Annotated in this window: 14 protein-coding genes; 7 read left to right on the plus strand and 7 right to left on the minus strand. The window is 38.4% G+C overall.

Translation table 11 applies throughout. The features are described 5' to 3' along the window. Positions 1-133: 133 nt before the first annotated feature. The 3 genes from HME9304_RS14800 to HME9304_RS14810 are packed head-to-tail and all read right to left on the minus strand — an operon-like array spanning position 134 to position 2,905. A complete protein-coding gene (locus tag HME9304_RS14800; RefSeq protein WP_112379317.1) occupies positions 134-823 on the minus strand; it encodes an SGNH/GDSL hydrolase family protein in 690 nt (229 codons plus the stop codon). A gap of 1 nt (position 824) precedes the next feature. Beyond that, positions 825-1,406, minus strand: a complete 582-nt coding sequence (locus tag HME9304_RS14805) for a hypothetical protein (RefSeq protein WP_239023308.1) — start codon at positions 1,404-1,406, stop codon at positions 825-827. 11 nt (positions 1,407-1,417) lie between these two features. Beyond that, on the minus strand, positions 1,418-2,905 hold the full coding sequence (locus HME9304_RS14810; protein ID WP_112379319.1) for a S10 family peptidase: 1,488 nt from the start codon (positions 2,903-2,905) through the stop codon (positions 1,418-1,420). Between the two features lie 272 nt (positions 2,906-3,177). On the opposite strand from HME9304_RS14810, the gene HME9304_RS14815 reads away from it, so the two are divergent. From HME9304_RS14815 to HME9304_RS14825, 3 genes are all read left to right on the plus strand, one after another. Further along, a complete protein-coding gene (locus HME9304_RS14815; protein ID WP_112379320.1) occupies positions 3,178-4,314 on the plus strand; it encodes a Gfo/Idh/MocA family protein in 1,137 nt (378 codons plus the stop codon). A 175-nt stretch (positions 4,315-4,489) separates the two neighbouring features. After that, positions 4,490-6,013, plus strand: a complete 1,524-nt coding sequence (locus HME9304_RS14820; protein WP_239023312.1) for a PhoX family protein — start codon at positions 4,490-4,492, stop codon at positions 6,011-6,013. Positions 6,014-6,097: 84 nt separating this feature from the next. Then, complete coding sequence (locus HME9304_RS14825) at positions 6,098-7,942, plus strand: cytochrome-c peroxidase (RefSeq protein WP_112379321.1); 1,845 nt, start codon at positions 6,098-6,100, stop codon at positions 7,940-7,942. Here HME9304_RS14825 and HME9304_RS14830 read toward each other — a convergent pair. Further along, positions 7,939-8,703, minus strand: coding sequence for a TIGR02757 family protein (locus HME9304_RS14830; RefSeq protein WP_112379322.1), 765 nt, complete (start codon positions 8,701-8,703; stop codon positions 7,939-7,941). The two genes, HME9304_RS14825 and HME9304_RS14830, sit on opposite strands and share 4 nt — an antisense overlap. Before the next feature lie 9 nt (positions 8,704-8,712). Beyond that, a complete protein-coding gene (locus tag HME9304_RS14835; RefSeq protein ID WP_112379323.1) occupies positions 8,713-9,375 on the minus strand; it encodes an ABC transporter ATP-binding protein in 663 nt (220 codons plus the stop codon). 156 nt (positions 9,376-9,531) lie between these two features. Here HME9304_RS14835 and msrA point away from each other — a divergent pair, with 156 nt between their 5' ends. The 4 genes from msrA (at position 9,532) to HME9304_RS14855 (ending at position 11,596) form a co-directional block, all read left to right on the plus strand. After that, a complete protein-coding gene (msrA, locus tag HME9304_RS14840) occupies positions 9,532-10,092 on the plus strand; it encodes a peptide-methionine (S)-S-oxide reductase MsrA (RefSeq protein WP_112379324.1) in 561 nt (186 codons plus the stop codon). Between the two features lie 4 nt (positions 10,093-10,096). Next, the gene (gene folE / locus HME9304_RS14845) at positions 10,097-10,696 is read left to right on the plus strand and encodes a GTP cyclohydrolase I FolE (RefSeq protein ID WP_112379325.1); all 600 of its coding nucleotides are present in this window, start codon (positions 10,097-10,099) and stop codon (positions 10,694-10,696) included. Between the two features lie 40 nt (positions 10,697-10,736). Further along, complete coding sequence (locus tag HME9304_RS14850; RefSeq protein ID WP_112379326.1) at positions 10,737-11,012, plus strand: hypothetical protein; 276 nt, start codon at positions 10,737-10,739, stop codon at positions 11,010-11,012. Between the two features lie 95 nt (positions 11,013-11,107). Further along, the gene (locus tag HME9304_RS14855; RefSeq protein ID WP_112379327.1) at positions 11,108-11,596 is read left to right on the plus strand and encodes a hypothetical protein; all 489 of its coding nucleotides are present in this window, start codon (positions 11,108-11,110) and stop codon (positions 11,594-11,596) included. Positions 11,597-11,663: 67 nt separating this feature from the next. Here the strand turns inward: HME9304_RS14855 and HME9304_RS14860 are convergent, their stop codons facing one another. Continuing rightward, positions 11,664-12,092 (minus strand): MerC domain-containing protein, encoded by a 429-nt coding sequence (locus HME9304_RS14860; protein WP_112379328.1) that lies wholly within the window; start codon positions 12,090-12,092, stop codon positions 11,664-11,666. A gap of 30 nt (positions 12,093-12,122) precedes the next feature. Then, positions 12,123-12,947 (minus strand): hypothetical protein, encoded by an 825-nt coding sequence (locus tag HME9304_RS14865; protein WP_112379329.1) that lies wholly within the window; start codon positions 12,945-12,947, stop codon positions 12,123-12,125. Positions 12,948-12,959 lie beyond the last annotated feature (12 nt).

Consider the following 12,959-nt stretch of genomic DNA (forward strand, 5'->3'; position numbering starts at 1 on the left):
TAGAAGCTGTTTTTATAATATTTTAAGCTTTAAACTCTAAGCTCCAATCTCCAATCTCCAATCTCTAGGCTCTAAGCACTAGGCTCTATTATTAAACTTGAACTTGATGCTTGTCCTTGAAATTCTCATATCCTTACTCCAAAGATTTAATTGCTTTTTCAACCAAAATTTCCATGATTTTGTATCCTTTTGCATTCGGATGGACGCCATCCTCTGCCAGCTCCAATGGAAGTCCATTTCTATTGTCGGCCATTTCACTGAAATAATCGAGATAGAAAATTTTCTTTTCTTCTGCCAAATTTTTGAGCATGCTGTTGAGTTTTGGAATCTTAATATCGGGATTGAGTCCAGGCCTCCATGAATAGTCAAAAACGGGAAGTATGGAACATATAATAGGTTTTATATGATTTGCTTCTGCCAATTCTACCATGGAAAGAATGTTGTCTTTGATCTGCTCTAGGCTCATTGGGCCTGTATTGCCAGCTATGTCATTTGTGCCGGCCAAAATAACAACAATTTTAGGTTTCAAATCAATTACATCTTGTCTAAAGCGTAACAGCATTTGGGGTGTGGTCTGTCCACTGATTCCTCTGTTCACATATAAAGGATTCTCAAAAAAGCCAGGACTTTTGTTAGACCAAAGCTCTGTAATGGAATTACCCATAAAAACAACCCTTTTTTCTTTTTCTAAAAGATGTTGGGGCTTTTTAGCATCCATAGTTTTTAAGGAATCATTCTGTTTTTCATATTTGGAGAGGTTTGGCCAGTCTTGGGCATTCACCGTTAAACCCGACAAGCATAGGATTATCAATAAAACTTTCATCCTACTTACTTTTCGGTGGTGTAATCATAATATGGGCCTTGTGCGTTCCGGGATCCATAATCCAGGCATGGCCAGGTGGAGTAGGTGTCGTGGGCAAGCCTGTTGACTCGCCGGTTGCAAAGGGAATGTAAAAAACATAGCGTACGTACGGATTCTCTATTTCTTTTGTTTCGGAATTAATAACTCCCGTGAACACACATAAGGTTGACTTGTCCGGCATTTTTAGCTGACCGGATTTTACTTCTTTTTCCCGAATATCAAAAATCTGCTTGCCGTCTTTCCCATCTTTTTGCAGTTCGCGTCCTCTCGCCATAAAAGGGTCTAAATCCTTATGATAAGCTGCCGTAGAAAATTTTTCTTTTTTTGGATCACTTGCCAAGGCAATATAATCGTTGGTTCCTTCACGTAAGGATACGAAATTTCCATTGGCATCATATCCATAGACTTTGGCACCTTTTTTATAATCGAGCGGGACTGCCATTAATGCTGTTTCTATCTGCCATTCTTTAGAAGGAATTTCTTGTGAAAATCCCATCTGAAAAATAAATAATAAACTGGTCATTGTTAAAATATACCTGCTCATGTTCTTTATATTTAATATTTTGCACTTTTTCCTTTTGTGGTAGTCCTTAAAATAAAGGATCTTATATCATCATTTGCCTTTTGCAAATCTTCACGTCTCAGATACATCATATGTCCGGAGCGATAGCCTTTAAACTCGAACCTATCTTTCATGCGACCACTTGGGTCAACCTGCCACATAGTGTATTTGGCATTAAAATAGGTAGTGGCACCATCATAATAGCCTGATTGCACCAAAACATTTAGATAAGGGTTCTGTGACATGGCCTGGCGAAGATTGTCTCTGGTCTCATCATCTTCATTGTTCCAAGGATGAACAGGCCCAAACATATTGTACTTTATATCTGTTTTAAAGTTGAGCTCTTCTTGCAGATAATAATTGATGGCGGGTGTAAAACTGTGTAACCAAGATGTAATTTCCGAATTGTAATCCGGGCTGTTTCCGGAAAGCTGTTTGTCCATTCCCAAATACCTACTGTCCAATCGCCCAACGGTATACCCACCTTTTTCTTTCAACAGGTTCTTCCAGAAAAATCGGGTAGGTACGTCCAAATTATGATCTAGGATATCTTTTTCTTTCAAACCGGAATATTGCGCCATTTTTTTAGCCACACTGTTACGTTCTGCATCAGAAATAAAACCACCTTTTGCGATTGCAGGAATAAGTGTATTGATGGTATATGCTTCAGACTCGGGTAAGACCTCCAACAAATCCTTGCTTTGCAAATCTGACGGCAATGCCTTATGGTGCCATGCTGCTGCGGTATAATAGGGCAAATTCAAAGCGCTTGATACGGGTCCTCCAACACGTATCACCTTGTAATCGGCAGGCGAAACCATAATTACGCCATTAAGGTACATCCATTGTTGATTTTGTAGCGCCAAAGAAAGTCCCATGACACGTGTTCCTCCATAACTTTCCCCAATAATATATTTAGGTGAACGCCAGCGGTTGTTTCTGGTCACAAATGTATTAAGCCATTCAGCCAAATATTTAATATCCGCATTGATTCCAAAAAATTTGTCCCTATCCACCTTTTCGCCTTTTTCAGGTATTGTTCGTGAATACCCTGTATTTGCTGGATTTACATATACAATATCCGTAACATCAAGAACAGAAAATGGATTTTCTTTTACACCGTAGGGCTGAACGGGATAGCCCTCATCATCAATCTTAAGTGTACGTGGGCCCGTATACGCAAGATGCATCCAGACCGAACCTGAACCGGGTCCACCATTAAAGGAAATCAACAAGGGTCGTTCGGCTCTATTCTTAACGTTATTCCTTGTATAATAGGTATAATGCAACGAAGCTGTGGGTTCTCCCATTTCATCCCAAACAGGCTGGGTTCCCGTGGTAGCGGTATAACCAAAACTTGTTCCGTTTATAGTTACATTGTGCTGTGTGGTAATAGTCGTGTCAATCGGTAGTTTCCTGTTTTGTGCAACAGTAATTGCACTACATAATAAAACACAAAGAGTAAGGCTGATTTTTTTCATATATATTTTGAATTAGCATGGACTTAAAAATAGGGATTTTGTGTGACAATCTTCCTATACGTATAGAATTACGACTGTTTTGAAATCTGCCTTTATTTCAACTCATTGACTTCACGAATATTCCTTTATGAATTGAATATTGTTTCCAATATCATCTTAAAAGCACTCCAAAGGGAAAGTAGGCGAGTCTAGGTCGATGTATACTATTCCGTCTTAAGACGGCTAACCATATTTCTTTTTAAATTTATTGATCATCAATAAAAAAACTTTCCATGAAACAAATATCAAGAAGAGATTTTGGCACAACCTTGGCGAAAGGAGTTGGAGGTGCTGCCCTATTGGCTACAACTCCAATGGCATGTGCAATGGGTAATGCACAAAACAAAAAGAAATTAGGTATTGCTTTAGTTGGACTAGGAAGCTATAGTACATATCAACTTGCACCTGCTTTATTGGATACGGAACATTGTTATTTGGCGGGAATTGTTACAGGTACTTCAGAAAAAGAACAGATTTGGGCAGACAATTATGCTATTCCAAAAGCGAATATATACAACTATCAGAATTTTGATACTATCGCCAAGAATAATACTATCGATATTGTATATGTGGTATTACCGAATAGTATGCATGCTGATTTTTGCATCCGTGCCGCTAGAGCAGGAAAACATGTTATTTGTGAAAAACCTATGGCCATTACCGTTCCAGAATGCGACGCCATCATAAATGCGTGTAAAAAAGCTAATGTAAAGCTTGGCATGGGGTATCGCTTACATTCAGAACCATATACCCAAGAAGTAAAACGTTTTGTAAAGGAAAAAACATTCGGTGCTGTCAATTATATTACGGCGGATGCCGCATACAGGTCCTCTTCTAACCCTGACCAATGGCGTTTGAACAAAAAATTATCTGGTGGTGGAGCGCTAATGAACATGGGTGTTTATGCCATTCAAAGTATTATTTATGGAACAGGGGAAAATCCGAACTCAGTTTCTGCTCAAGAATTTAGTACGCGACCTGAATACTTTAAAGAAACCGATGAGACCATTACAGCCCAATTTGAATTCCCAAGTGGCGCGGTTGGAAATATCATGACTTCGCATAATGCTCGGGCTAACCGACTTTATGCTTCTTGTGATCATGGATGGTTTGAGCTGGACCCTGCGTCCACCTATATTCCCTTGGCAGGAAGAACTTCAAATGGAAAACTCGAATTTCCACAGGAAAGCCAACAAAAGCTACAAATGGATGACTTTGCAGAACATATTCTGTACGGAAAACCAAATAGGGCGCCAGGCGAAATGGGCAGAAGGGATATGGTAATCGTAGAGGCGATTTATGAGTCTATCGCGCAGGGTGGAAAGAAAATTGATTTTGATTTTAAACCTGAATATGGTTTTGGAGGATGATTTTTCCTCACTATTAAGACTTTGTCTAATTAATAACACTTCCTTAACTTTTTAACATTATAATGAAGTTTAGTTTCGATTATGACCACATTTAGTTAACGATGCTTAGGTGTCCTCAGTGGTATTTTTGTTAAGAATCCTTTAATAAAATTTACTTCTAAACCTTAAAACACAAATGAGAACACTTAAAAATTTAGTACTAATGGGAGTCCTGGTCGCTGTAACATCCTGTGACAAAATTGATGATTTTGTAGGCGGCGGTGACGACGACGAACCAAAAGGCACCATTTTCGAAAACAAGTCTGAGTTGGAACCTTTGGTCGCAATGAAACCACAGTTCAATTTTGTACAAGCTTATTCTCTTATCAGTTCAACAGAAACTCTCAGTAATGGTTTCAAATTGGTAGGTGCACAAGATGGTGGTGGTTTTTTACGAAACCCATCAGGGTCGGGATACATTTATCTTGCCAATGCCGAGGATGATTATGCAATTTCCCGTATTTATTTTGATGAGTACATGAACCCGACCGAAGGAGAATGGATATTAAATTCGGGAGTGGAAGATTTTGCACGCCAGTGTTCAGGAACCATGTGGGAAGCTGATATACATGGTGGCTCATCAGATTTATTTCTTTCCGCGTCGGAGCGCTTTCACTATGACGTTAAAGGTTTAGATCCTTACGCAGCCGCCACTCCAACAGCAGACTTTGGCTTGGACGCTTTAGGTGAATTTGCATGGGAAAATGCGGTTCCATTGCCAAAAAACACCTACTCTGGAAAAACGGTCATCGTCGGTGGTGATGATGACTCCAGCGGTTCAGAAGGTCAGGTGACTTTATATTATTCTAAAAATGGTAATGCAGACTTAACGGGTGGTGAAATCTATGTATTAAGGTTTAAGCAAGTTTCCGATGGTGCAGGGGGTACGATGAATGCATTGGACGGTACAATCTATACCGAAGAAAATCTGGATTTAGGAACTACTTATGACGTAGAGTTTGTTAAAATAGAAAATGGTGCATCCTTGACCAAGGATGAAATGGAAACAGCATGTATAGACATAAATGCTTCTGCTTTTATGAGAGTAGAAGATGTTGATTATCAAAAAGGAGTTGATGAAAATGCCAGAAATGTATTTTTCGCGGTTACCGGTAGAGGTCCGGGCAGGGATACTTATAATGATTGGGGTACCGTTTACAAACTGGAATTGGATGAGGACTCTCCCTTAACAGGTAAATTGACCCAGATTATCAGTGGCAATACAGATACCAACAACATGGATGGTAACTTGGCAAGCTTGCAGAGCCCTGACAATATCTGTGTCACGGAAAATTTTGTATATGTCCAAGAAGACCCAAATTCTTTTTCCAGAGGACATTCAGCTTATATCTATCAGTCGGATTTAAATGGGAACAATATTAAAGAAGTTCTCGAATTTGTTGTTCGACAAGATTTAGATCCTACAGGAAGCACAGGCTTTAGTGGTGAATATGGCAATTTAGAAGATATTTCAGATAAAATTGGAGAGCCAAATACATTTATTCTTAATCTTCAGCCCCATTATTGGGAGAGCCCTGACTTTCAAAACGTTGATGGTCATGATTGGAGAACAAAAACTGGTTTGACAGGGGATTTGGTCAATGGCCGTGAAGATGACCAAGGTGGACAAATAGTTCTGCTTAAAGGATTGCCTAGATAACTATTCCTTAACGATATTATTGAATAAAGAGACCTTCACTTGGTGGAGGTCTTTTCATGCTTACCAAATATTAAGTACTAGACAATGACATTTCAAAAGATTGCTCTCATTCTTACACTTTGCATACTATTATGCTCATGTAAAAATGAGCAAAAATACACACTGGTAGACAATCAACAAACTTCCTCTAAAGTTGAAATAAATTGGTCTTTGGCACAGGCACACTACCTACAAAACATGACTGATGCAATGTCTTATCTGGATAGTCTTGCAAAATTTGAATCAGACAGTCCCCAAGCTAAAAAATGGTTTATAAAAACCAGACAAGCTTTTAAAAGGGCTGAACCTTATGCCTCTTACCTAAACCCTGAAGTAGGGCATAGGGCCAACGGTCCGGCATTGCCCATAGTAACGGATGATACCCAGAAAGTTCTGCGCCCATTTGGACTTCAAAAAATTGAGGAAAGCATCTATGAAGGTGGAGAAAGTAAAGAGCAATATCAAAAAGAAATACGACTTACCCACGGTCTTTTCAAAAATCTTAAGAAAAATATTCAAAAAAGGGAATTGACGCCACAACGTTTTTTTATAGCTACACATCAACAATTAATGCGGATAATAAGTCTGGGAATTTCAGGATTCGACACTCCTGTTAGTCAATTGGGCCTAGGTGAAACAACAATTTCTCTGCAAAGCCTAAAAGAGATTTACAATAGCAGTATTCGGAGTCTTGTAACAGCCAAAAATCAGAAACTTGACAGCACATTTCATAAAAATATTGATAAAGCGGTAAATTATCTTAATGCCAATCCAAACTTTGAAACTTTTGACAGATTTACCTTTATTCGGGATTTCATGAATCCCATTACCCGAAACTGGGTAGAAATTAGAAAAACAGCAGATATCTGGAAACCTGTTAATAGTAAGCCCTTTAATTTTGATGCGCCGACCTTTTTTGAGGAAGATTCGTTCAATGTTGAATTTTTTACACCTCCCGTAAATAGAAATCCTACCGAAAAACGAATTGCCCTAGGAAAAAAACTCTTTTTTGACGCCAACTTATCCAAAAGTGGAAAGATGGCCTGTGTTACCTGCCATAATCCTAAAAAAGGTTGGGCGGACGGAATGGTAGTGAACAAAGACAATATTGGCAAACCATTGAAAAGAAATACACCAACGTTGATCAATGCAGCATATCAACAAAGTTTTTTTTGGGAGGGTAGGGCCCCAACAATTCTGAATCAAATAAATGCGGTATTTAACAATAAAAAAGAGTTCAATAGTTCGGTGCATGAATTTTCAAAAGAAATTTTAATCGATTCCACTTATGCAGAACTATTTAAAGAGGCCTATGGAGGTATTGGAACAAAAAACACAACTATAGTTCGTGCCATTTCCTCTTATATTGCTACACTAAAAGGTTTTAATTCCAAGTTTGACCGTAACATCCGTGGTGAAGAAGATTCTTTTACTGAACAAGAAAAATTGGGTTTCAATTTGTATATGGGAAAAGCATTATGCGCCACCTGTCATTTTATTCCATTGACCAATGGTACCGTTCCACCTTTCTTTTCAGAACATGAAAAAGAAGTTATTGGTGTTCCTGAAACTGCTGCCAATAATGAATTGGATGATGACTTGGGATTTTATTTATTGCCAAATTCACAGCTGGAAGTCTACAAGGGGATGTTTAAAACACCAACAGTCAGGAATTCTGAAGTTACAGCACCCTATATGCACAATGGAGTATATAATACCTTGGAAGAAGTCATGAATTTTTACAATCTTGGCGGGGGTGGAGGACTAGGTTTCGATTTGCCCTATCAAACCCTTCCATTTGATAACCTTCAATTGACAAAACAAGAAGAAAAGGCACTAGTTGTTTTTATGAAAACGCTAACCGATGTTGAAATAGGAGAGGAGTACTAAAATTTTTCGAACACCCCAAGTCCAAAAAGTGCGAAATCATATTTAACCGGGTCCATTGGATCTAGTTTTCTCAAGTTTCTATCGAGTTCTTCCAGGGCCTTGGCATCGTTTTGTTTTCGTCGCAGTAATTTTAGTTTTCTGGCAACATTGCCAGAATGAACATCCAGCGGACATGAGAGTTGATTTGGTTTTAAACTTTTCCAGATACCAAAATCCACGCCCGTGCTTCCATCCCTTACCATCCATCGCAGGAACATATTGATTCGTTTTGCTGCTGAGCCTTTAATGGGATCAGAAACATGTTTCATGGTTCTAATCTCATGGGGCAATTCAAAAAATTGGATTTTAAAATTGGATATGGCAGATTGTAGCGAGTCTGTATTCTGATGTTTTACAAATATTGATTCCAGGCCATCATGATTGATATAGATATTTTGAAGACTTTTTATAAAATACTGTAAATCATGACCGTTAAAGGTTCTATGCACAAAAGGAATCAATTTTTCCAAATCCGTTTCTGAATGGTTGAGTACAAAATCATGGGGGGCATTGTCCAGAAGTTCCATTAATCTTGACGCATTATTAATAATACTTTTTCGGTTTCCCCAAGCTATGGTTGCGGTTAAAAAACCACTGATTTCAATATCCTCTTTTTTGGAGAAGCGATGTGGAATTTGTAGCGGGTCTTCTTCTAAAAACTTGGGATGATTGTATTGTGCTACCTTTTCGTCCAAAAAAGTCTTTAGTTCAGTTTTGGTCATAATATAAAATCAAGAAACGATCAAACCGTCTACCATGGTCAACTTTCTATCGGCCATATCCGCCAACTCCAGATTATGAGTGACCAAAACAAAGGTCTGTCCAAATTCATCACGGAGCTCAAAAAAAAGTTTGTGAAGATTGTCCGCACTTTCAGAATCCAGATTACCACTTGGCTCATCAGCAAGAATTACAGAAGGGTTGTTGATCAAAGAACGGGCCACGGCCACACGCTGTTGCTCACCACCTGACAATTCATTGGGTTTATGATGATATCTATCTGATAGCCCCAAGAAATCCAAAAGCTCTTTTGCCCTTTTTTCTGCTTCCGTCTTTGGAGTCCTCTTTATAAATGCGGGGATACAAACATTTTCCAATGCGGTAAATTCCGGTAATAATTGATGAAACTGAAAAATGAAACCGATATGTTCATTTCTAAAACGTGCCAGATTTTTATCATTGAGTTGTGTAACAATAATATCATTGATGGACAAAAAGCTGTCCTCCATATTTATTGGTGCATCCAACGTGCCCAAAATTTGTAATAAAGTTGTTTTGCCTGCCCCTGAAGCTCCTACAATAGATACGATCTCGCCTTTTTTTATTTCTAGATCAACACCTTTTAAAACCTGTAGATTTCCGTAACTTTTTTTAATATTGCTGGCCTTTATCATAAGTATTTTTAATGCTGTGGTATGAACCCTAGCGACTGTACAAACAAAAATCGGAAGTTTTAATTAAAGTTTTAGTGTGATAGTGCGACTACTTATAAAATTTTATCATAGTTTTTGAGCAGTGAAATCACTAACTTTGTTTAACTTTACATTGAAATGAATGAACAAAATAAAGATTCTTTAGAAACCGCCATATTCGCTGGTGGTTGTTTTTGGTGTACTGAAGCTGTCTTCCAAAGACTTAATGGGGTACAAGAAGTAACTTCCGGTTATACGGGCGGAACAATAAAAAATCCTGCATACAGAGAAATATGCACAGGTAGGACCGGCCATGCCGAAGCTATAAAAATAGAATTTGACCCTACTTTAATTTCTTATGAGGAGCTGTTAGAAGTATTTTTTGCCACACATGACCCTACCACACTAAATAGGCAGGGCAATGATGTTGGCACACAATACAGAAGCGAAATTTTTTACACAAATAGGGAGCAAGAAAAAAAGGCAGGGGAGTTTATAGCACTTTTGGAAAGGGAAAATGTATTCAGTTCTCCAATAGTAACTGCAATTTCTGAAGAAAAAGAATTTTACCTAGCTGAGGAGGATCATCAGAATTATTATAATGATAACTCAAATCAACCTTATTGTCAATTCATAATCGACCCTAAAATCAAGAAATTGAATAAATATTTTTCAAATAAACTAAATACTGTTAAATAGATCTATGGCACCATATCAAAACATGGAAGAATATAATATCACTATTACCAATGATATCAAAGAACGTTTCTCAAAAATTATCGGAGAGATAGGGGAGGATGTCAGCCGTGATGGACTTTTAAAAACCCCAGAACGTGCGGCCAAAGCGATGCTGTTTTTAACACAGGGGTATCAACAAGACGCAGCAGAGATTTTAAAAGGTGCAATGTTCGAGGAAGAATACGACGATATGGTTATTATAAAAAATATTGAGCTGTACTCTTTGTGCGAACATCACATGCTCCCATTTTTTGGTAAAGCCCATGTGGCTTACATACCCAATGGACATATTGTTGGACTGAGCAAAATTCCACGAATCGTAGATGTTTTTGCAAGGAGATTACAGGTGCAAGAACGTTTGACACATGATATTCTGGAATGTCTCAACAATACACTAAAACCTAAAGGTGTTGCAGTCGTTATCGAGGCTTCGCATATGTGCATGATGATGCGCGGCGTACAGAAACAGAATTCCGTTACGACCACATCAGGATTTAGGGGACAGTTTGAAAAAATAGAAACGAGGAACGAGTTTCTTAAACTTATTGGATCGGATTTATCCTAGTTAATTTTTTCAAGTCGTTCCTATTTGCTATTTTTCCTCAATGGCAATAGAAAAAAACCTAAAGTATCGAAACCTTCTTTTAGGATTATTGTTTGATGGCATCGGAATGTTATCTTTTGCCATTCCTGGAATTGGTGAGTTTTCTGATGTAATTTGGGCTCCCTTGGCAGCTTGGATTATGACGCGAATGTATGAGGGCAAAGTTGGTCAGGCAGCAGGTGCAGTTACTTTTGTTGAAGAATTAGTACCTGGCCTGGATATTATTCCCACTTTTACCCTTACATGGATTTATACTTATCTCATTGAAAAGAAGTAAAGTATGATTATTATATCAATTAAACATAATTTCATAAGAGCAAGCCGACTCAATAATTTTTTATAAATTACCCCAAAACATAAACAATTAAAACAATGAGAAAAATAATTTACACATTAACGGTTCTATTTGTTTTCGCCGCCTGCAACGACGAAAAGAAAGTGCTTTCAGAACAATTGGACGAGTTACAAATGCAAAATGACAGTATTGAAAAAATCCATAGCGAATTTCAGTCCACCCATAATCAGATGATGGACAAGCACGAACAATTCAAATCTAAACTAAACAACATGGAAATTAAGGATTCCACTGTTTTGGAAGATGTTGCTCGTCATGAAGTGATTTTGAAACAGCATGATGCAGTTTTGGCTGGTCATGATAAAATGATAAAAGCCCATAAAGATTTAAAATCTGACTTTGGGGATATGACTGCGATTGAAATGAGGGCACAACTTGAAGAAATGAAAAAAGCCCATCAAACAATGATGGATGAACACTCAAAAATGGAAAATGAACATGGTGTTATTATGGATGACCATGAAACATTGATGAGTAAGCTTGATAGTGTAGAAACTTCTGAATAAAAAAGGCTACACTTAACATAAAAAACCGGCGGTCTTTTATAATAGTCAAAGACCGCCGGTTTTTTTATTATTCATTCTTGGTTGGTAGTGCATTGGCACAACATCCATTATTTCCACATTGACAGTATTTTCTATTATAAAGATGCAATACCACCAAAGCGAGGGAGGGTACGTAGATTATTTCCTCGGCAAGCAGAACCAGTTCCAGCTTTTCATTCAAGATAACCGTTGCAAGAAATATCCAAGAAACCCATAAGGCAAATTTCATCCAGTATTTTGAAGTGTTTCTTACCGACCAAAACACCGCTAAAAGTGATATAATTATAAAAAGTATATCCAGAAACCCCCACCAAAATGGACTGCTGTGATGACCCTGCACGTGACCTGTATGTGCAGCAAATAAAAAAGGGGTGGCCAAGCAATGTACAAGGCACAAGCTACTGGCAAAAGAACCCCATGTGTCTGACTGAGCGGAAAATTTTAATGAAATGGCCATCTGATTTGATTGTTTGTTTGAAAGTGTTTTTTATGACTTTAATGTGACCGTCCTTACGACTTTGTTGAAAGGGCCTGGAATAGGATTGCCTTGTGAATCGATTAATTCCAATTGAATGATAACTTCGCCCATCGGCAACCCGATAATGATATGTGGGGCCCATTCCGTAATCACAAATTCTTCACCGTTGATGGTGGCCCTTACTTTATTCCCGTCTTCTGAAAGGGTGGTGTTGAGCACAAAAAAATCCAATAGCAGACGCTTTGTATCGGCTCCCAAATATTCCCCTTTGGGCCGACTGTAGATAAGTGTTGGGGCATCCATATCCAATCCATTAGAATCAACTGGATTCTCACCAACTTCCAATTTTTTTACGACCATCGAATTTTCGTTTTTTACCGATTCGTGGTAAGAGCGGCTTAAAAAAGCCACTAGATGATGCACTCCATCAGGGATTTCTTTTGAAAATGTAGGTTCATAGTGTGCGGAATAGGGTTGGTTGTTCAAAATAAAGTGGATGTGCTGTCCCTTACCTGAATTCGCTAATAGTTCGGCATTGGGACCATCCGTTTGGGCGCCCAGTTCATAGTCACTTACCATAAAGTCAAATTTGGCTTCTCCGCCTTTGGCAATCGTGCCGTCACTCAGGGATTGCAGCTCCAAAGTGGCATCTTCATAGGCCGGGGAGCCTTCTAGTTTTACCAATTCAATACTTGTATTTGTGGTTTCGTCCGCAACTTTAAGGGATTGCTCGGCAGCTTTCTTATCAACGGTATCCTTTTTCTGCTGCTTGCAAGAAATGGTTGCGGCAAATAAAAGTAGCATTGCAAAAATCTGTGGTGTGTTCATTTTCATTTTTGTTGTTTT

The sequence above is a fragment of the Flagellimonas maritima genome (assembly GCF_003269425.1).
In the GTDB taxonomy this organism is placed as follows: domain Bacteria; phylum Bacteroidota; class Bacteroidia; order Flavobacteriales; family Flavobacteriaceae; genus Flagellimonas; species Flagellimonas maritima.